Origin of the sequence: Providencia sp. PROV200 (assembly GCF_049901995.1) — a bacterium.
GTDB classification, from domain to species: Bacteria; Pseudomonadota; Gammaproteobacteria; order Enterobacterales; family Enterobacteriaceae; genus Providencia; species Providencia rettgeri_E.
The window spans coordinates 594,531-614,197 of sequence record NZ_CP096307.1; the positions used below are offsets into that span (position 1 = coordinate 594,531).

18 protein-coding genes are annotated in these 19,667 nt (G+C 40.7%); 13 read left to right on the top strand and 5 right to left on the bottom strand.

The window, feature by feature from the left end; all coding sequences use genetic code 11:
• Positions 1-162 precede the first annotated feature (162 nt).
• Positions 163-2,343, bottom strand: coding sequence for an inverse autotransporter beta domain-containing protein (locus M1E86_RS02540; RefSeq protein WP_426099240.1), 2,181 nt, complete (start codon positions 2,341-2,343; stop codon positions 163-165).
• A gap of 234 nt (positions 2,344-2,577) precedes the next feature.
• On the opposite strand from M1E86_RS02540, the gene rnz reads away from it, so the two are divergent.
• Positions 2,578-3,492 carry a ribonuclease Z gene (gene rnz, locus M1E86_RS02545; protein ID WP_213914028.1) on the top strand — a complete coding sequence of 305 codons (915 nt, stop codon included), beginning with the start codon at positions 2,578-2,580 and terminating at the stop codon, positions 3,490-3,492.
• Between the two features lie 42 nt (positions 3,493-3,534).
• On the opposite strand, the gene deoR is transcribed toward rnz, so the two are convergent.
• Together deoR and deoC are read right to left on the bottom strand one after the other, a co-directional pair.
• On the bottom strand, positions 3,535-4,314 hold the full coding sequence (gene deoR / locus M1E86_RS02550; RefSeq protein ID WP_125892869.1) for a DNA-binding transcriptional repressor DeoR: 780 nt from the start codon (positions 4,312-4,314) through the stop codon (positions 3,535-3,537).
• Positions 4,315-4,369: 55 nt separating this feature from the next.
• Positions 4,370-5,038 carry a deoxyribose-phosphate aldolase gene (gene deoC, locus M1E86_RS02555; protein WP_140172627.1) on the bottom strand — a complete coding sequence of 223 codons (669 nt, stop codon included), beginning with the start codon at positions 5,036-5,038 and terminating at the stop codon, positions 4,370-4,372.
• Positions 5,039-5,206: 168 nt separating this feature from the next.
• On the opposite strand from deoC, the gene rbsK reads away from it, so the two are divergent.
• The 3 genes from rbsK (at position 5,207) to M1E86_RS02570 (ending at position 8,632) form a co-directional block, all read left to right on the top strand.
• The gene (gene rbsK, locus M1E86_RS02560; protein WP_102139120.1) at positions 5,207-6,136 is read left to right on the top strand and encodes a ribokinase; all 930 of its coding nucleotides are present in this window, start codon (positions 5,207-5,209) and stop codon (positions 6,134-6,136) included.
• A gap of 108 nt (positions 6,137-6,244) precedes the next feature.
• Positions 6,245-7,552: an L-fucose:H+ symporter permease gene (fucP, locus tag M1E86_RS02565; protein ID WP_213914026.1), complete on the top strand. Its 1,308-nt coding sequence runs from the start codon at positions 6,245-6,247 to the stop codon at positions 7,550-7,552.
• A gap of 63 nt (positions 7,553-7,615) precedes the next feature.
• Positions 7,616-8,632: a DUF4432 family protein gene (locus M1E86_RS02570; protein ID WP_213914025.1), complete on the top strand. Its 1,017-nt coding sequence runs from the start codon at positions 7,616-7,618 to the stop codon at positions 8,630-8,632.
• 32 nt (positions 8,633-8,664) lie between these two features.
• Here the strand turns inward: M1E86_RS02570 and M1E86_RS02575 are convergent, their stop codons facing one another.
• Positions 8,665-9,072, bottom strand: a complete 408-nt coding sequence (locus M1E86_RS02575) for a DUF2750 domain-containing protein (protein ID WP_213914024.1) — start codon at positions 9,070-9,072, stop codon at positions 8,665-8,667.
• Between the two features lie 143 nt (positions 9,073-9,215).
• On the opposite strand from M1E86_RS02575, the gene M1E86_RS02580 reads away from it, so the two are divergent.
• The 5 genes from M1E86_RS02580 (at position 9,216) to M1E86_RS02600 (ending at position 15,069) form a co-directional block, all read left to right on the top strand.
• A complete protein-coding gene (locus M1E86_RS02580; protein WP_426099241.1) occupies positions 9,216-10,235 on the top strand; it encodes a mechanosensitive ion channel family protein in 1,020 nt (339 codons plus the stop codon).
• A gap of 272 nt (positions 10,236-10,507) precedes the next feature.
• Positions 10,508-12,667 carry an ornithine decarboxylase gene (locus M1E86_RS02585; protein WP_213914022.1) on the top strand — a complete coding sequence of 720 codons (2,160 nt, stop codon included), beginning with the start codon at positions 10,508-10,510 and terminating at the stop codon, positions 12,665-12,667.
• A gap of 97 nt (positions 12,668-12,764) precedes the next feature.
• Positions 12,765-13,700, top strand: a complete 936-nt coding sequence (locus tag M1E86_RS02590; RefSeq protein ID WP_213914021.1) for a nucleoside hydrolase — start codon at positions 12,765-12,767, stop codon at positions 13,698-13,700.
• Between the two features lie 3 nt (positions 13,701-13,703).
• Complete coding sequence (locus tag M1E86_RS02595) at positions 13,704-14,177, top strand: DUF6882 domain-containing protein (RefSeq protein WP_213914019.1); 474 nt, start codon at positions 13,704-13,706, stop codon at positions 14,175-14,177.
• A 97-nt stretch (positions 14,178-14,274) separates the two neighbouring features.
• Positions 14,275-15,069: an inositol monophosphatase family protein gene (locus tag M1E86_RS02600; RefSeq protein ID WP_213914017.1), complete on the top strand. Its 795-nt coding sequence runs from the start codon at positions 14,275-14,277 to the stop codon at positions 15,067-15,069.
• A 49-nt stretch (positions 15,070-15,118) separates the two neighbouring features.
• Here M1E86_RS02600 and cbrC read toward each other — a convergent pair whose 3' ends face one another.
• Positions 15,119-15,706: a PF03691 family colicin E2 tolerance protein CbrC gene (cbrC, locus tag M1E86_RS02605; RefSeq protein WP_213914015.1), complete on the bottom strand. Its 588-nt coding sequence runs from the start codon at positions 15,704-15,706 to the stop codon at positions 15,119-15,121.
• A 243-nt stretch (positions 15,707-15,949) separates the two neighbouring features.
• Between cbrC and M1E86_RS02610 the strand changes: the two genes are divergently transcribed.
• The 4 genes from M1E86_RS02610 to M1E86_RS02625 all read left to right on the top strand — a co-directional run bounded on the left by M1E86_RS02610 (position 15,950) and on the right by M1E86_RS02625 (position 19,661).
• Positions 15,950-16,159 (top strand): YdgH/BhsA/McbA-like domain containing protein, encoded by a 210-nt coding sequence (locus M1E86_RS02610; RefSeq protein ID WP_125892847.1) that lies wholly within the window; start codon positions 15,950-15,952, stop codon positions 16,157-16,159.
• A 264-nt stretch (positions 16,160-16,423) separates the two neighbouring features.
• Positions 16,424-17,425 (top strand): tRNA dihydrouridine(20/20a) synthase DusA, encoded by a 1,002-nt coding sequence (gene dusA / locus M1E86_RS02615; RefSeq protein ID WP_213914013.1) that lies wholly within the window; start codon positions 16,424-16,426, stop codon positions 17,423-17,425.
• A 629-nt stretch (positions 17,426-18,054) separates the two neighbouring features.
• On the top strand, positions 18,055-18,318 hold the full coding sequence (locus tag M1E86_RS02620; RefSeq protein ID WP_004260915.1) for a hypothetical protein: 264 nt from the start codon (positions 18,055-18,057) through the stop codon (positions 18,316-18,318).
• Positions 18,319-18,368: 50 nt separating this feature from the next.
• A complete protein-coding gene (locus tag M1E86_RS02625; RefSeq protein WP_248467557.1) occupies positions 18,369-19,661 on the top strand; it encodes a dTDP-4-dehydrorhamnose 3,5-epimerase family protein in 1,293 nt (430 codons plus the stop codon).
• Positions 19,662-19,667: the final 6 nt, after the last annotated feature.

Consider the following 19,667-nt stretch of genomic DNA (forward strand, 5'->3'; position numbering starts at 1 on the left):
TGGACGGCTTTTATTGGTAATGCTAAAAAATAGTCTCCTCGCCTACATTAAAGTATTTTTATCGATTGGGAATAAACCTTAGTTGAATTTAAAAAGCCCCATAAGGGGCAATTTTAATACTGTAAAAACAACTAAATTAAGTCTATTTTATTGTTAGTAGTATTATCCCATTTTTTGAAATAGCTGCCTTAGCAAACCTAGTGGGGTGCGTGGATGGCTGTTTTGTTCATTTACTGGCGATTTGAAAAGAGTCCCTGTGCTTGGCTGAATATTTATCGCAGATGCATTCCTTAGAAAATTAACTTGTATTGTTCGACTATCGCCATTTAAGGTAGCAATGATATCCATGGAACCTTCGGCTAAGCTGCTGATTTCTAATTCTGTATTTCCATATTCATCAGTCAATTTAGTTGGTGAGATAACGCCATTTGGTGCTTCAAAATGAACCCGTGCCCCAGCGATGCTTTGTCGGCTATTATTCACAATATGCAGTTTAATTTTGTTTTTACTGATCCCATCTGCGACTGCATTATCTTGGATGATATCAATGCTACCAATAAATGACTGGCTAATATCGGGTTTAAAGTTATATATTTCATTAATTTCTACACCATGGTCCGTATTTGCCTTTATGGCATAGCTTCCTGATACTAAACTAGTAAATTGAATAGTGGCTTCACCTTTACTATTGGCAACGATGCTATAGGGTTGTTCAGAAACAGATTTTGTCGCTTGGGCTTTCCACATAAAGTGATTAAGTAATGAATAATACCCCATATTTTTTTGATCAATAGAATTAAGACTTGCAGGCAATGTGAAATTGACTTTTGCATTGGGTACTAGGTTGCCAAGAGTATCTTTAATTACTACGGTGAATGTATTTGCGTCTTTACCGTTAGCGACAGCATTATTTCTTTTTGCGGTATTCTTATGGGTGATAGTGAGAGCGCCTGTGTTGGTAACTTCAATTAACGTTTCTGCTTGTGGGGAAACATTTCCGTTAATGTCATAAGCCGTCACGGTTAAGCGATAAAGATTGAGTTGTGAGTTTTTAAATGAATGATTGGCAATTTTATAAGACGGTAGTTTTACTGAACTTTCTCTGCCATTAAGGTGTATTTCCCCCCCAGCGGCGATCAATTCAGGGGCTTCTATCACTATTTTTTCTAGCGGGTATTTCGTGGTTAAATTGCGGATAATAGAAAGTTCTTCTCCTGTCATACCCTGAATAACTTTCGGTAATGAGAGTGAAATTAACGTTTTTTTTCGGTACTCCAACACAATATTGTTATTACGGTTAACAAAATCATAGCGGTTACTGGAAATATGGCGAGTAGCTTCTATCGCGGAAGCATCAAGATGTTGGGCTAAGCTTCTTCCTAGTAACCAATTAAACGCCACTTTTGCACTTGTTTCATTTGTCCCACTATTACCTATTTTATGCTCCGCATTTATCGCGAGCAGGGGAAATGGAGTCCAATTGACGCCGACGGTAGCCGCCATTGGGTCTTTCTGGCGCTCATTTTTGCCAAATAAAGCGACGTCATCACCGTAATATTGTTCTAGTTTTAGGTTCGCACCTAAATTCGCATACGTGGGTAGCCAGCCTTCAAGTTGAATATCCCAACCGTTAGCGGGTCGCGCGTTATAATCATAGGCTAATTCGGATGCACTACGCCAAGTCGATAGCCCCAAATAGCTATTTGCATTTATTCGAACATAATCTTGTGCATATTCCACACCAAACCCTAAGCGCGAATGGTAATGGGATAAATCATGATCAAAGAAAGCATTTACCCCCATCATGCTACTTTTTTGGAAATAACGTAAACCGATACCGTTGTTGGTTTGTAGCCGGCCATCAGTACGGTGAATACTGTGCTGAGAAAATAACAACAAATTTTGCTGTTCATACCAAGGGACTAACCAATCTAATTGAGAGGTCTTAATTGACAATTTTTTATCTAGGTTAATATTGAGTCTGGCATTACCGGCTTTGGATAACCAATGTGTTATTTCATCCGTCGCCATATTTGCGGCTTTATGGCGAGCGTAATCTTGTGCCATATCCGCCAGATTTTGGGTGTTTTTTTCTTCAGAAGCAAAGTTTGCGGCATTTTGTCCATATTCCGCTAAAAAACGTTCAGTACTATCTTCAGGTTGGGCTTTGGGTTGGGTTCCTTCAAATTGAATGGCCTGACTACCGAGTGTAGGTAAATCGTCTAAATGGACGATTTGGGCGTAGCTTGGCATCATTGGCACTATTGCCGTAGACCAAATTGCCATTGAGAGTAGCAAACAGTTCGGTTGTTTAGGTTTCAATTTTGACGAAGGGGGATTCATCGAACATATTCCTGATATCAATATTAACATGGCTATTTTCAGGGCAGGCAGTGGTCAGTGCTTGTGAATTGATTGGATGAATACGGAAGTGAGATTTATATATTGGAAATATTTGGAATAACGGGCTTTGGTTGATAATCAAAAAATACAGAATACTATACAGATTAAAATAAATGATTTTTTTATTGGAAAAAATCTTACCATAATAAAAACAACAAATTAGATGAGGAAGTTATGGAGTTAACATTTTTAGGAACCAGTGCTGGCGTGCCGACAAAAGAGCGCAATGTCACCAGTATGATATTAAATTTAGTCGGTATTCGTAAAAGCTATTGGTTATTTGATTGTGGAGAAGGAACACAGCATCGCATTTTAAATAGCCCATTTAAAACGCCAAAAATTGAGAAAATATTTATTACCCATTTACACGGCGACCATATTTTTGGCCTGCCCGGTTTGTTATGTAGCCGTTCAATGGGCGGTGCGACAGACCCATTGACGGTTTATGGTCCAAAAGGGTTAAAGCAATATATTGAAACGGTATTAGCGGTGAGTATGTCTTATATGACCTACCCGTTGGAAATAGTGGAAATTGAAGCTGGGCAGTTATTTGATGATGGGGAGTTAATTGTGACGGCTTATGCCCTTGACCACCGTGTTGAGTGCTATGGCTATCGTATTGAGGAGTACCCGAAGAGCGGTGCATTAGATGCAGTTAAATTAGCTAATGACAATATTCCTCGAGGCCCTTGGATGCAAGCGCTTAAAGCGGGGAAAGCCATCGTTCTTGATGATGGGCGAACAATCAATGGCGCTGATTACTTAGGTGAGCCGGTTCCCGGCAAGGTTATTGCGATTTTTGGCGATACGCAACCGACAGAGCAAGCGCTGGCGCTCGCGAGAAATGCCGATGTAATGATCCATGAAACGACACTAGAGGCTGAATTCGCCGAAAAAGCCAATGAGCGTGGGCACTCGACTACGGTACAAGCCGCGGAGTTAGCACGTGAAGCGGGAGTAAAACGATTTATTGCCACTCATTTGAGTGGTCGCTACGTGAGCGAGGATATACCAAGATTGCTTGCAGAGTGCCAATCGGTGTTCCCTGCAACAGAAATCGCAGAAGACTATTTAACCGTGAAGATTTAATGTTAGCGGGCAAGATATTGTCCGCTAAATCTATCGGCGATTTTAATAAATCACTTTCACAAAGCCATTACGGCAATATGTTTCATATTCATCAGAAAGCTGCCGATTTGTGACAATCACATCAAATTGTGATAATTCCCCCATATTGGCGGTAGCGACTTCATCAAATAGGTTATAGGGTGCTAATAAAATCTTACGGATAGATTTTTCCATCGCTTTTTTCTTCATGGGCAAATCATCAAGATTATAGCAAGTTACGCCAAAATTCCCATGTACACCGGCCGCTGAAATAAAGGCTTTTTTCGGGTTGATTGAATCCAGTAATGAAGGGAGTGAAGGGTTGTAAAAAGAGTCACTTTTAGGGCGATACTCCCCGCCACACAGTAGCGCGGTCGCATTTTTTTTCTGGCTAAGGGCGAGAAAAACGTTATGAGAGTAACAAATACCAGTGAAATTAATCTCTTCGGGGATGAGTGAAATCAAGGTGGCCATTTCAATGCCATTATCAAAGAAGATGACATCATCTTCAGTTACCATGCTTGCTGCAAGATTAGGAATATATAATTCTTCAGTTTGATCTGGCGTAAAAACATCCGCATGCGGCTCTTGGGTAACTAAATTGGCAGGTTGGGTAACAGAAACAATATAGCCGCCAAGGAGCGACATTGGGATGGGGCCTTCGGTGTCAGCGCTTAGGTCTCGTCGAATAGTCATTTCTGAGACTTCGAGTATTCTAGCTGCTTCTTTTAAATGAATGCGTCCTGAGCGTTTTAAACATTCACTTAAACGGCGAAGGCGTTCTTTTTGTTTAGTTTCTATCACCCTACAATCCTTTTATGAGATACAAAATTGGCGCGGTTAGACCGCGCCCATTGACTTAATAGTCACTTGGTTTGGTGTTATTGCCTGTGACAATGGCAACACTCGCACTTGCACCTACACGGTTTGCACCCGCTTCAATCATTTTAATTGCTGTTTCGCGGTCACGTACACCACCGGAGGCTTTTACACCGACTTCATCGCCAACGACTTTACGCATCAGGGCGACATGGTGTTCAGTTGCCCCCATTGTACTGAAACCTGTTGAAGTTTTCACAAAACCGACTTTAATTGTGCGGCAAATTTCACAAACTTGGGTAATTTCTTCATCAGTTAACAGGCAATTTTCTAAAATAACTTTTAATGTTGCTTTACCGCAGGCGGCAAATACAGCTTCGATATCACGACGGACAAAGTCTAAGTCGCCACTTTTGAGCATGCCAATGTTGATCACCATATCGACTTCATCAGCACCACGGCGTACAGCTTCTGCGGCTTCAAATGCTTTGGCTTCTGTTAAGCATGCCCCTAGTGGAAAGCCTACCACACAGCAAACTTTAACGTCGCTGTTTTTTAAAAGTTCGCTGGCTAAAGGAACATAACCTGTGTTCACACAGACAGATGCAAAATGGTGCTCTGCAGCTTCTGTACACAGTTTAGTAATATCGCTGACAGTCGCATTCGCAGCAAGTAAAGTGTGATCAATATATTTTGCTAAGTCTTGCATTTTCAACTTTCCTATATAAATGTGGGATAGACAACAAAGAATGAGGAAATGTGGTAGATATAACACTTGATCATTCGTTATTCGAGATCCTAATCACAAATGATATTTTTGCAACATGATAATGTTACTATCATATCATTATGTGATTTATTTAACACGAGGGACATTATGGATATAGCAGTTATTGGTTCAAACATGGTTGATTTGATCACTTACATCGATCAAATGCCAAAAGAAGGCGAAACGTTAGAAGCGCCAGCTTTCAAAATTGGTTGCGGTGGTAAAGGTGCGAACCAAGCGGTTGCTGCTGCTAAGTTAAATTCAAAAGTGATCATGCTAACCAAAGTCGGTGATGATATTTTTGCAGATAATACGATCCGCAATCTAGAGTCTTATGGCATTAACACCCGTTATGTGGAAAAAGTACCTTGTACCTCCAGTGGTGTTGCGCCAATTTTTGTTAATCAAAATTCATCAAATAGTATTTTGATCGTCAAAGGGGCGAATAAGTTTTTATCCCCTGAAGATATCGATCGCGCAGCGGAAGATCTGAAAAAATGTAAATTGATCGTTCTGCAATTAGAAGTCCAACTTGAAACAGTTTATCACGCGATTTCATTCGGTAATAAACATGGGATCCCTGTGTTGCTTAACCCAGCGCCTGCACAGCGCACGCTCGATCTCGATTTTGCCTGCCGATGTGATTTCTTTGTCCCTAATGAAACTGAACTCGAAATTTTAACCAATATGCCAGTCGACACGATGGATAACATTCGTCGTGCTGCGCAGTCTTTACTGGATAAAGGGTTAAAAAACGTCATCGTGACATTAGGGGAAAAAGGGGCGTTATGGATGACCCGCGACAGCGAGTTACATATACCCGCAATTAAAGTGAATGCGATTGACACCAGTGGTGCAGGGGATGCCTTTATCGGCTGTTTCTCTCATTACTATGTCCATACGGGGAATATTGAAGAAGCACTGAAAAAAGCTGTGATGTTTTCGGCTTTCAGTGTAACAGGGAAAGGCACTCAATCTTCTTATCCAAGTGTTGAGCAATTTAATGAATTTGTACAAATCAACACAGCTAATGAATAGCTAAATAATAATAGTCCAACGTAGCTATATACCCTTTGAAAAATTAAGTGGTCATCAGAGCCACATAGCCACTCATCGGGTATAAATTATAAAAATATAAGGGTTACTATGAACATTAAGAACATCACTCAGTTACCGGATGGCTACCTGAGTAAGACACCTCTATTCCAATTTATCCTATTATCGTGCCTGTTCCCATTGTGGGGATGCGCAGCAGCATTAAATGATATTTTAATCACACAGTTTAAAAGTGTCTTTGAACTCAGCAACTTCGCCTCTGCTTTGGTACAAAGCGCATTCTATGGAGGTTATTTCTTAATCGCTATTCCAGCGTCGTTAGTGATTAAAAAAACCAGTTATAAATATGCCATTATGGTCGGGCTGATCCTATACATCGCGGGTTGCAGTATGTTCTTCCCGGCATCTCATATGGCGACTTACACCATGTTCTTGGCTGCTATTTTCGCCATTGCGATTGGTTTAAGCTTCCTTGAAACCGCAGCGAATACTTACAGCTCAATGATAGGCCCTAAACAGTACGCCACATTGCGTTTAAATATTAGCCAAACTTTCTACCCAATTGGCGCAGCGGGTGGGATCTTACTGGGTAAATATCTGGTATTTTCCGAAGGAGAGAGTTTACAAAACCAAATGGCGGGAATGAATGCGGAACAAATCCATGAATTCCGTTTAGCCATGTTGGAAAATACCCTCGAACCTTACCGTTACATGATTATGGTATTGGTGGTGGTAATGATTTTATTCCTTATTACCAAGTTTCCTAAATGTAAAGTGGCAGAAACGCAAGATCATAAGCGTCCTACGGCGTTAGAAACCTTAAAATATTTAGCGAAAAATAGCCGCTTTAGAAAAGGAATTATCGCCCAGTTCTTATATGTCGGAATGCAAGTGGCTGTGTGGTCATTTACCATTCGCCTCGCGCTAGAGATGGGGGATATTAACGAGCGTGATGCCTCGAATTTCATGGTGTACAGCTTTGCCTGTTTCTTTATTGGTAAGTTTATCGCCAATATTCTAATGACCCGATTTAATGCAGAGAAAGTCCTAATTATCTATTCGGTGATTGGTGCACTGTTCCTGATGTATGTTGCATTTATTCCGAATTTCACCGCGGTCTATGCAGCGGTCATGGTGAGTATTTTGTTTGGACCTTGCTGGGCAACCATTTATGCAGGTACTTTGGATACTGTTGATAATGAGCACACTGAAATGGCTGGAGCGGTCATTGTCATGGCGATTGTCGGTGCTGCGGTTGTTCCTGCGGTTCAAGGCTATGTTGCAGATATGCTTCACTCATTACAACTTTCATTCCTTGTTTCCATGTTGTGCTTCGTGTATGTCGGTATTTACTTTATTGGTGAACGCCGTTTTAAAGCGAAACAAGCCGCGAAATAGTGCCTAAATTGGGTAGTGTGAGCTACCCAATTCCATTTACCTCATTAAACCGTGAGTATGAAAATGAATACATTGATACCTCTTCACAAAAGCTTATTTACGGAAACCCCGACGCTTATTTTAAAAAATAACCAATTTACGGCCACTGCATTTCGTTACCAAACTGGCGTGGAAGGGCTACGAATTGAAAATCAACACGGGTATTTAACGATTTTACCTTTTTTAGGGCAAATGATTTGGGATGCAGAATTTTGTGGCCAAAATCTGAAAATGGAAAACATGTTTTCAGCGCCAAAACGTGTTCCAACGGTCGTTGAAACCTATGGTTGTTTTGCTTTTCACTCAGGCTTAATCAGCAATGGCTGTCCTTCCCCAGAAGATTCTCACCCATTACATGGAGAAATGCCTTGTGCAGCAATGGATAGCGCTTGGATTGAACTGACAGGCGAAAGTTTAAAAGTTGTCGGTGAATATGAGTATGTGATGGGTTTTGGTCATCATTATCGTGCGACACCGTCAGTGCAATTAAACTCAGATAGCGCATTATTTGATATTCATATGTCAGTCACCAATTTAGCCTCGGTGCCTATGCCTCTCCAATATATGTGCCATATGAATTATGCTTACGTGGAGAATGCAACACTGACGCAAAATATCCCTGAAAATGCGATTAAATTGCGTGAATCAATACCAGGGCATGTTCAGCCAACTGAAAAATGGCTCGAATTTAATGAAGCGCTGAAATCCGGTAAAGTCACATTAAATCAGCTTAATCAGCCACAAATGTGTGACCCTGAAATTGTCTTTTTTATGGATGATCTTAGCCAATATACCGCAACGCCTGAGTTTAGAATGGTTTCACCCTCAGGGGATACGTTTGTCACTCGTTTTAAATCTAATGAGCTAAATTATGCGACCCGTTGGATTTTGTATAATGGTGACCAAAAAGTTGGCGCATTTGTCCTCCCTGCAACGTGTCGTCCAGAAGGTTTCTTAGCGGCAAAAAATAGCCAAACACTGATTTGGTTGGAGGCGGGGCAAACCCGTGAATTTACTGTTACTACCGGTGTTGAAAAGTAGTTTTTATCTCAAAAAGGCAGCATTGCTGCCTTTTACTCATATTGCTGACATTCTTCTTCCAAATCAGCGAGAAGCGCCGCAGCATCATAAATCAGTGTTTTTTTCCCATCAGATTGCATCATCAAAGCAACCTTAATATTTGCGTCATGCATATCAGGTAGCATTTCTGTCATCAGGTGTTCAAGTGTAAATGGCATTGGCGTAAAATTCGCCCATTCACCCGTTAAACATAACTCAACATACGCTCTGGCCGGCCATAGGGGCAGAAAGAGGCAGTTTTCATCATTCCATGCGGTAACGAGGTTTTGTCCATCGCCGAGGCTCCATACCTGCTCCCAGTCAGCGATTTTACTGACAAAATAGCCATACTGCTGGTGCGACCTAAGCGCATAAACATTGTGTATTTCTTTGTCGTTTGGGGAAAATAGCTTTTTATTCATTATTGGATAATCTAAAAAGTAACTGATAATTATTGGGAAAATTATCTTTATAATTGTTATCTTAATAATAAGATAACGAGAAATAATACACAGTAAAACAAATAAAAATAAAGCCTATCAGGTAAATTTTAGGGCGGTTAGAAATGATAGAAGCACTACTTGAAAAATATGCGATTGGCATGACACTGATTGCCGCTTTTCTCGCAATCTATTTAGCTTTTGAGATTGTACATAAACGACGTAAACATAAACATAAGCGCAAAAGTATTTTGATCCATGTGGTTCAAACCCTAGTGCTGTGTGGCGTAGTTATTGTTATTGCTCAATATGTCGATATGGCAGCAACGGATTTTGATTTAACTTTTATTTCAACCTCTTTGGTTAATTTTGTCACTATCTCATTGATTACATTGATTTTAATGAGGAAACTGTTCCAGTTGGCGAACCGACTAGAAAAAACACAGATTAAAAAAGGCAGCGACCCCACTTCGGCTCGTATTGTCGCCCGCGTATTTAAAACCGCAATATTTGTCATTATGGTGCTGCTGTTTGGTGAGCATTTTGGGATGAGCTTGTCTGGTTTGATGGCATTTGGTGGGATTGGCGGTATTGCTATCGGTATGGCCGGCAAAGATATCTTAAGTAACTTTTTCTCAGGGTTAATGCTCTATTTTGACCGGCCCTTTAATATTGGTGATTGGGTCAGTTCACCGGATAGAAATATTGAAGGCACGGTGGTTGAAATTGGCTGGCGGATCACCAAGATTATTACGTTTGATCACCGCCCGTTATACATTCCTAACTCGGTTTTTTCTTCTATTAGTGTGGAAAACCCGGGGCGCATGACTAACCGACGCATCAAAACTGAAATTGGTTTACGTTATGAAGATTCAGACAAAATTGGTGCGATTGTCGACGATATCCGCACGATGTTGCAACAAGATGCCAATATCGATACCAGCCAAACTTTATTAGTTTATTTCGATACGTTTGCCGATTCTTCGTTAAATATTATGGTGTATTGCTTTACCAAAACAACAGTTTGGGCTGAATGGTTAGCCGCTCAGCAAGCGGTGTATTTGAAGATCATTGAGATAGTTAAACGCCACGATGCCGACTTTGCATTCCCATCACAGACTTTGTATGTAGAAAAAAACAACTAACGTCCCATTACGGATAAATTGACCGATTAATTGGTGGTGATCACTAGGTTAATTGGTTAATTTATCTTTTTATTATCTTTATGATGGCCTGAAATATGGAGGGGTGGGTTGTGATGAGATAGAATTTTTATGCTATTAACCAGTGGCTTATAAAATATATTCGACTTTCCAAATCTTGCCCTCTTTTCTTACCATGCTAATCATTTCAATTCCCTGATCTATCAAGTATATTGTCCGCCTCTTTTCCTCAGCTAACTAAGAGCCAGACTGCTATGAACAAAATCAATGTGGCATGTAGCCAGGGGGTCGCAATCTATTTCACTAATCAATTTCAGTGGGTAGATATTCGCGATGCACAGTTAAACAATATTGCTGCTGTTGTGCTATCTGAACAAGATGCCAACCAAGGCCTGTGGGAAAGAGTCGTTGAGAGCCAGCTGAGTATTCCGCTGTTTATCATCAGTGATAAACAGCTGCCAACCGATGAAAACTTACCACCTTATTTAACAGCGTTATTACCACCAGCGCCCGCTGCTCGTGAAGAAAATAGCCGTCAATTACTCGATGCTGCGGATCAGTATCTTAAACAGTTATTACCGCCATTTTTTGCTCGAATGATGGATTATGCTGCGGGTCATAATGTGACTTTTGCCTGTCCGGGGCATCAAGGCGGCCAATTTTTCCGTCGCCACCCGACAGGGGAACAATTTTATCAATTTTATGGCGAAAACCTGTTCCGTACCGATTTATGCAATGCCGATGTGGCAATGGGCGATTTATTGATCCATGAAGGTGCCGCGAAAGAGGCACAAAAATTCGCCGCGAAAGTGTTCAATGCGGACAAAACGTATTTTGTGTTAAATGGCACCTCATCATCCAACAAAGTGGTGCTAAATGCGCTATTAACACCGGGTGATTTGGTTTTGTTCGATCGTAATAATCATAAATCAAACCACCATGGGGCGTTGATACAGGCGGGAGCCACACCAGTTTACCTTGAAACGGCACGTAATCCTTTTGGCTTTATCGGAGGAATTGATGCGCACTGTTTTGATGATAATTATTTACGTGGGCTTATCCAAGAAGTGATGCCGGAAAAAGCTCAGGCCAAGCGGCCATTCCGCTTAGCGGTGATCCAGCTAGGGACTTATGACGGTACAGTGTATAACGCAAGGCAAGTCGTTGATAAAATAGGTCATTTATGTGATTACATTTTATTTGATTCTGCGTGGGTGGGATATGAACAATTTATTCCAATGATGCGCCAGTGCTCGCCATTGCTACTTGAATTAAATGAAAACGACCCTGGGATTATGGTGACTCAGTCGGTTCATAAGCAATTGGCTGGTTTTTCTCAAGCCTCACAAATCCATAAAAAAGATAACCACATCAAAGGACAAGAGCGTTTTGTTTCACACAAAAAACTCAACAATGCTTTTATGATGCACGCCTCTACAAGCCCATTTTATCCCTTATTTGCCTCTTTAGATGTGAATGCACGTATTCACCAAGGTGATGCAGGTAAAATGATGTGGATGGACTGCGTGAAAGTGGGGATTGAGGTAAGAAAATCGATATTTCAGCACTGCCGTTATTTTAAGCCTTTTGTCCCTGAAATGGTGGATGGCAAGGCATGGCATGAATACCCAACGGAACAAATCGCTGCGCAGCAGCGCTTCTTTAATTTCATACCGCAAGAGCGTTGGCATGCGTTTGAGGGGTATTCACAGGACCAATACTTCGTTGACCCTTGCAAATTGATGCTAACAACCCCGGGTATTGATGTCGAAAGTGGCGAATATGACGCTTTTGGCGTTCCTGCGACGATTTTGGCGCATTTTTTACGTGAACACGGTGTGATCCCTGAGAAGTGCGACTTAAATTCAATTTTGTTTTTGTTAACTCCCGCAGAAACCCGTGAAAAACTGGAGCTGTTGGTCTCTCATTTAGTCCGTTTCGAACAGTTACTGGATGAAGACGCACTATTGGAAGAGGTTTTGCCATCGGTTTATCAACGTTATCAGGCACATTACCAAGGCTACACATTACGTCGTCTGTGCCAAGAAATGCATCAGCTCAGCGTTAATGACAACATTAAACAGCTGCAAAAAGAGATGTTCCGTAAAAATCACTTCCCTGAAGTGAAAATGGCGCCTCAGCAAGCGCATTTAGAATTTATTCGTGGTAACTGTGAATTATTGCCATTGGATGAATTAGAAGGGCGTATTGCCGTTGAAGGGGCGCTACCGTACCCACCGGGTGTATTGTGTGTGGTGCCAGGGGAAGTGTGGTCAGGCCCAGTATTGCGCTATTTCAAGGCACTAGAAACGGGGATTAATGCATTACCGGGCTTTGCGCCTGAGCTACAAGGTGTGTATATTTCGAAAAATGAAGGTGAGAAAAAACGTGTCTATGCGCATGTTTTGAAATAAATTTCCAAGTATTCAGATATTAAGCATAGATTTTGCCTTGCTAGCTCGCTAAATTGGGGTCAGTGCCATTTCTGACTCCAATTTAAGAAGGTAAGGTATGAGCAAAAAAATAATCCTCGATTGTGATCCCGGCCATGACGATGCTATCGCGTTATTACTGGCCTATGGTAACCCTGACATTGAATTATTGGCGGTAACAACGGTTGCCGGCAACCAAACCCTCAAAAAAGTCACTCATAATGCATTGGCTATCGCTGAAATGGCGAAGATCACCGGTGTTCCATTTGCCGCGGGTTCGGTTCGCCCCTTAGTTCGGGAAATTGAAGTCGCACCTGATATTCATGGGGAATCAGGGCTTGATGGGCCTGTATTACCAACACCCACATTGACGCTTGATGAACGGCATGCGGTTTCGCTGATTATCGAAACGATTATGTCTCATCCTCCTAAAACAGTGACTTTAGTGCCTACCGGTGCATTAACCAATATTGCGCTTGCTGCTCGTCTTGAACCGCGCATTGTCGAACGAGTTAAAGAAGTGGTGCTGATGGGCGGGGGCTACCATGTTGGAAATTGGAGTGCAGTGGCTGAATTTAACATCAAAATTGACCCAGAAGCGGCTCATATTGTTTTCAATGAAAAGTGGCCACTAACCATGGTGGGGTTAGATCTCACCCATCAAGCGCTGGCTACCCCTGATGTTGTGAAAGAAATTGCTGAGATTGGCAGTGATTGTTCGCAATTTGTCGTCGAATTACTGGATTTCTTTGGGAAAATGTACAAACAAGCTCAAGGCTTTGATGCTCCGCCAGTACACGACCCTTGTGCGGTTGCCTATGTCATTGATCCGACAGTAATGACTACGCAAAAAGTGCCTGTGAATATTGAGCTGACAGGAACGCACACGCTAGGCATGACAGTGGCTGATTTCCGTCATCCGGCGCCTGAAAATTGCCATACTCAAGTCGCGGTTAAGTTAGACCATCATAAATTTTGGCAGTTAATTATCAATGCATTAAAAAATATTGGGTAATAAATGGATAATGAAATAGAACAGATGCCTTATGAGGCATTAATTGAACGCAGTATGAATGCGTTACAGGCCAAAAACCAATTTCATTGTGATACATGGAAATTAGATGAAGCAGATTGGTCCGTGAACCAAGACGAAGGAACCATTATTTTTCATGCGCCTGACAATATAATGGCAACAGCGCCAGTGCAAATTGTTGGTACTTATGACCAAAACCAAGGCAGTTGGATGTGGAGTTGGGCAAACAGTTCTATCGACAGCGCTTTAACCCAAGATGCAATCGCAGTGAAAGCTTATGGTGAGCGGAGAGATAACGCATTATTGACCGCTCGAATTAGTCACATCGAAGAATATGATGCATGGCAATTAACGGCATTGGCTTGCGAACTCAATAGTCAGCAAGGGGTATACCGTGGAATTGCGGGGCATACTTTGATATTTATGACATTTGGTGAAGTGTCTCTTCAACAAATTTAGGTCATATGGGGGCTCTATGGTCGATAAGGCATTTTAGCGCCTTTATTCTATAACTAGTCCGTTATACTCAATTTCTTTTTCAATGAGGAGCTTGCTCATGTTAGATATTGCACTTGAAGCCGCTGAATTAGTCAAAACCATGACGGTAGACGCTTTTGAAGGGGCTGGAAAGTTTGATTATAAACCTGATCGTTCCGTAGTTACGGAAACGGATACCCGAGTTGAAGAAGAAATTAGGTCATTCTTTGCACAAAAAACACCGAATATCGCTGTTTTAGGTGAGGAGTTTGGCTTTATTGGTGAGCAGCAATTCAGTTCTGGCTGGGTAATTGACCCGATTGATGGTACGCGTGCATTTATTTATGGAGTACCGTTATTTAGTACGTTAATTGCTTATGTGGAAAATGGGGAACCGTTACTCAGTGTGATTAGCTTTCCTGCGATATCCACACTCTACTTTGCTTCGCAAGGGGAAGGCTGCTGGGTTCAAACCGCAAGGCAGGCGCCAAGGCCGCTTAAATTAGGCAGCCAATCTCCGAAATTATTATCGGAAGCCGTGGTAAGCGCATCAGGTATTCATAGTAGTAATTATAATTGCCGAGAAGGGTCGCAAATTTATCATTTGGATGCAGTTGTGGGTCAAGCAAGGGATTTTATTTTTGCTAATGATGCATATCAGCATGCCATGGTTGCTAGTGGTCGTATTCATGGTGCGATTGATACCATAATGAAACCCTGGGATAGTGCAGCGCTTATTCCGTGCATCCGAGAAGCGGGGGGAGAAGTCTGTGCACTAAATGGGCAACGTCAGCAAGCCATGTTTGCAGGAAGCTTACTATCAGCCGCGACGCCAGAATTAGCTGAGCAAATTATTGAACTGATGAATAGTTGAAGATGAAAGCCTGAAGACAGGCTTCTTCACGCGATTTAGTTGGTATAAATTAGCTAAAATCAAAATGCAAACGTAGTTTTTTGCAATGTAAACAACGAAATAAATAACCTTGAGCAGCGCTATCTTGATGGAGAATATTCGCGAGCTCTGAAATTGAAAAACCGTAATCAGCGATATCATTTTCAAGGGAAACAAATTCACCCAGTCTATCTTTGATGTCATCCCAATAAACATAGCCTATAAATTCACAAGGCTCTTGGCAGTGTGCGAGCCAAATTTCTTGTTGCCACCCTTGATAGCCCGGTGTTCGTTTAATTAGTTCATCAAAAATTTCAGTAGGATAGGGGGTTATGGTATGTGAAAACTCACCGTCTTCGTCATATTCGCAATCAATACCTTCAACACTGGCAGGGTCTTGAAACTCACCATCAAATTTTGCACTGGCAGAACCATCGGCAATACACCAAGGACACAAAGTATCAATGTCCTCAATAGAATAAAACGGGCTTTCATAATAAATATCAGTAGGTTGCTTACAGCAATCACAGGTTACTGTTTTATCCGTCAGAAAAGCTTCAGTTTCAATAGGATTCGGATGGTACCTAAATGTAGGGAGTGTTCGGTTATTGAGTGGCATATACAGTTCTTATTAAAGGTTGCGCGAGGAGTAAACCAACTTTGGGAAAGCATAGCACAAGGCTGCTTGATTATATCTTTCGGTTTTATTCCATGGTGAGTTTCAGATAAAGTAAGTTGTTCAATTAATTTGAATAAATTGAGCGATATTATTAGCTTTAACCTAAATAACGTTGTCGATAAGATACCTTCATCGCAGACAACAAGGGTTGTCTCATCGAATAATAAGTGAAGGAATTAGATTATGAACATGTTAAAAACATTGATGGCAGCTTCTGTATTATCTATGGTCGCATTTGGTGCATCAGCAGCAACAATCACTGCAACAGGTGATACACTGGCTTCAACAGAAGCAAAAATTGCAGCTAAAGCTAAAGCCGCGGGTGCAGATAGCTATACCATTACCAGTGCTCGTATGGGAAATTTTGTCACAATGAGCGCAGAAACTAACTAATTAATGAGTCTGAATTGTTGTTGAAGTTTTTTATCTGAAAATGGCGTTTTAAGTTGGATTTAAACGTTGTTTTTAGGTTGATACATTGCGATATAGTAAAACAAGTATTTGTAATTTTAAAACCCTCGGTGTGGATTTGCATATCGGGGGCTGTCTGTTGTAATCAATCGCGCTCAGCGCTCGATATGCTATAATCCCTTTCTTTCATTGCCGCAGCTCGCTATTTTCGGGGCTAGATAACCGATACCAATACACAAGACCAACATGCATCAAAATACCTCAAAACAAGGCTACACCAACTTAAACCGATTTTCCGTTGCGCCGATGCTCGATTGGACAGATCGCCATTGCCGTTATTTTCATCGTTTATTAAGCAAAAATACCTTGCTGTATACCGAAATGGTCACAACAGGGGCGATTATTTACGGAAAAGGGGACTATCTTGCCTTTAGTGAGGAAGAGCATCCTGTTGCATTACAGCTAGGTGGTAGTGACCCAGCCGCATTGGCGCAATGTGCTAAGTTGGCGCAAGAACGTGGTTATGATGAAATCAACCTAAATGTCGGGTGCCCATCAGATCGCGTACAAAATGGGCGTTTTGGTGCTTGTTTAATGGGGGACGCCCAATTGGTGGCCGATTGCGTGAAAGCCATGCAAGACATGGTTTCTATCCCAGTAACCGTAAAAACCCGTATTGGAATTGATGAGCAAGACAGTTACGCGTTTTTATGTGATTTCATTGAAACCGTTTCAGATAAAGGCGGTTGCGAAATGTTTATTATCCATGCGCGTAAAGCATGGCTATCTGGCCTTAGCCCAAAAGAAAATCGCGAAATCCCACCATTAGACTATCCACGAGTTTATCAATTAAAACGTGATTTTCCTCATTTGACCATGGCGATTAATGGTGGAGTCAAAACGCTGGAAGAAGCAAGAGAGCATCTTCAACACCTAGATGGCGTCATGGTGGGGCGCGAAGCCTATCAAAACCCGTCTATTTTAACGGCGGTTGATAACCAATTGTTTGGGGAGCACTTTCCTGTCACCAATGGTGTTGATGCAGTTAGAGCGATGTATCCCTATATCGAAAAAGAGTTATCGAAAGGCGCTTATTTAGGCCATATGACCCGCCATATGTTAGGGATTTTCCAAGGTATCCCCGGTGCACGTCAGTGGCGCCGTCATTTAAGTGAAAATGCGCATAAAAAAGGGGCTGACTTAGCCGTTGTTGAGCAAGCTCTCGAATTTGTGACGCGTGGTGAGTGAGTATAAATTACTCGTAAAGGCAAAACTCTAGCTCAATTACAGTTACTTTATGTAACTTTATGGGTTGTATAATATTTGTTCAGTTTGAGTGCGATCTTAATTGAACAAGTATAGGAATGTTTAAATGCATACGGTTATGTAATTCATTGAAATACTAATATCTTATTGATTTCGCACGTTGCCAACACCTAAGCCAGCTTTCGCTGGCTTAGGTCTTTGAAAAGGGGTGACATATGCAGCGATCCTCTCTATTTTCTTTACTCATTTCATTCTTTATTTGATGGGCTTCCTTGGCGAAAATTCCATCGAGAGAATCGATTATGTAAAAGCCAATTATCGTCAATCGCAGACTGCAATGACATTTCTTGAATATAAAAGATTTAGTGAATGGTAAGTTCTATTTCTTGAATGGATATTTGTTACTATTTTTATTATATAACTTTATATTAAATATATGTGAATATTAATATCGAAATTTTGGTGTTTTTTGGATTAAAAAACTAATTGGTTATTGACAGAATAAAAATGTCGATGCTATAAGTGTTAATGAAATGTTTTTTTAATGTTTCATTTCACCTTCATGACATAAACATACCCATATACTTTTTAATCTAAAGTAAGGAGCTCATATGAGCGAAATTCAAAATATAGCCCGCCTATACAAATCTCCAAAAAGTGTTGAAGTAATAAATGCAGAAGGAAATAGTTTTACTGACATGATCCTACAGACAAAATCTGTGGCAACTGTTGCTTTAGATAAGCTTGCTTATCTGGCTGGAATCAAAAATGCACCAGCAGATGATAAATATTATCAACTTAATACAAGTAGCCTAAGCGAACTAATAAAAAGTGCAGAAAGTGCAGGTTATGACATAGAAGTGGTCAATATTTAATTATCTTGGCGGCCTGTAGGTTAGGGCTGCCACCTTAAATGAGGTTTTATATGGATGAAATTAATGATCTCAACCAAAAAATAACTATTACAGGGTTACATTGGATCTCACGATGGAGAGTTAATAATGGAAAGTCAGACTCATATGTTATTCCTTTCGTTACTACCTACCCTATAAATATTATCTATCATGGTGAGCATGAATTTAAATACGGTCAGTATGGGATTCATTTAGGCCAGCAAGATATGCTGACTTTCATCGGAAATACAGAGCAAATCATAACTGCAAAATTCATCGATTGCCGTGCAAATTCCCCCACATTCAGAGTATCATTGGAATTTAATATTACTCCATCTTCGGCAAAAACACTTGTAATTCCACCTGGCATTGCTCATACATTTCATAATCTGGAAAATATATTCACAATTAATTCCTATGCACTTTTTCTTCCTGATATTGAAACATTATCGCGACCTGACCTTACTTGGTTTCCTGACAATGATGTTATAAATATACCAGAAAATGTTCATCCTTTAGAGGTATCTGGCTACTTTCCAATGACAGAAGAAGCAGCTGATATTGTTTATCATCGTATTGCTGAATATCAGCATAAAAATTTAATGAAACACAAATTTCAACATTCTGAAACTCGAGAGCTTAACTTAGATGATGGAAGCAAAATAAATGTACGTATCAGAGAGAAAATTAATGATGATGAGGTTTTGGTTCTACCTAATTCAATAATTATTGGTGTTGAATTTAAAGAAATTCCATCAGTCAAAACAGGGAAATACAGTGGAATTGTCCCACTGACAAGAATGTCACCGATGTATATTGTAGAACATGGTTATGAACATTACGATTTTGATTCTTATGGATTACATTTGGGCCAAGAAGACCATTTAACTTTTCTGGGCAAAGCCGAACATCAAATTACACTAAAGCTAGTTGATATGAGGGAAGGTTCGGATACTATTTTCGTTGAAGATGAAATAACATTTACTCCTTTGCCTAATGTGGAATTAGTTATTCCATGTGGTGTAGCGCATGCCCTGATGAATATGGCTGGCGTGGTTACTGTTAATAGACCGATTATTTATATCAGTGAGGATAAAGAATATATTCCTGGTCATGATGTAATAGACTGGCCAATAAAAAATCTAAATTATATGAGTTATAAGACAAATAATATCAAAGCAGATAAAAAATACTATGAGTTTCTGATTGAGAAGCAGAAGGAAATAGTCAGAGAGGCACCCACGCACAACACACCTAAATCAGTAGTGGTATTTGATGATAAGTTAGGTCGATATGTTAAAGTGTTATTGAAGGAGAAGGTATAAAAATAT

What these genes read in the sequence shown, in the direction of transcription:
- M1E86_RS02540 (WP_426099240.1), bottom strand. Translation starts at nt 2,343, where the DNA reads ATGAATCCCCCTTCGTCAAAATTGAAACCTAAACAACCGAACTGTTTG.
- rnz (WP_213914028.1), top strand. Translation starts at nt 2,578, where the DNA reads ATGGAGTTAACATTTTTAGGAACCAGTGCTGGCGTGCCGACAAAAGAG.
- deoC (WP_140172627.1), bottom strand. Translation starts at nt 5,038, where the DNA reads ATGCAAGACTTAGCAAAATATATTGATCACACTTTACTTGCTGCGAAT.
- rbsK (WP_102139120.1), top strand. Translation starts at nt 5,207, where the DNA reads ATGGATATAGCAGTTATTGGTTCAAACATGGTTGATTTGATCACTTAC.
- fucP (WP_213914026.1), top strand. Translation starts at nt 6,245, where the DNA reads ATGAACATTAAGAACATCACTCAGTTACCGGATGGCTACCTGAGTAAG.
- M1E86_RS02570 (WP_213914025.1), top strand. Translation starts at nt 7,616, where the DNA reads ATGAATACATTGATACCTCTTCACAAAAGCTTATTTACGGAAACCCCG.
- M1E86_RS02575 (WP_213914024.1), bottom strand. Translation starts at nt 9,072, where the DNA reads ATGAATAAAAAGCTATTTTCCCCAAACGACAAAGAAATACACAATGTT.
- M1E86_RS02580 (WP_426099241.1), top strand. Translation starts at nt 9,216, where the DNA reads ATGATAGAAGCACTACTTGAAAAATATGCGATTGGCATGACACTGATT.
- M1E86_RS02585 (WP_213914022.1), top strand. Translation starts at nt 10,508, where the DNA reads ATGAACAAAATCAATGTGGCATGTAGCCAGGGGGTCGCAATCTATTTC.
- M1E86_RS02590 (WP_213914021.1), top strand. Translation starts at nt 12,765, where the DNA reads ATGAGCAAAAAAATAATCCTCGATTGTGATCCCGGCCATGACGATGCT.
- M1E86_RS02595 (WP_213914019.1), top strand. Translation starts at nt 13,704, where the DNA reads ATGGATAATGAAATAGAACAGATGCCTTATGAGGCATTAATTGAACGC.
- M1E86_RS02600 (WP_213914017.1), top strand. Translation starts at nt 14,275, where the DNA reads ATGTTAGATATTGCACTTGAAGCCGCTGAATTAGTCAAAACCATGACG.
- cbrC (WP_213914015.1), bottom strand. Translation starts at nt 15,706, where the DNA reads ATGCCACTCAATAACCGAACACTCCCTACATTTAGGTACCATCCGAAT.
- M1E86_RS02610 (WP_125892847.1), top strand. Translation starts at nt 15,950, where the DNA reads ATGAACATGTTAAAAACATTGATGGCAGCTTCTGTATTATCTATGGTC.
- dusA (WP_213914013.1), top strand. Translation starts at nt 16,424, where the DNA reads ATGCATCAAAATACCTCAAAACAAGGCTACACCAACTTAAACCGATTT.
- M1E86_RS02620 (WP_004260915.1), top strand. Translation starts at nt 18,055, where the DNA reads ATGAGCGAAATTCAAAATATAGCCCGCCTATACAAATCTCCAAAAAGT.
- M1E86_RS02625 (WP_248467557.1), top strand. Translation starts at nt 18,369, where the DNA reads ATGGATGAAATTAATGATCTCAACCAAAAAATAACTATTACAGGGTTA.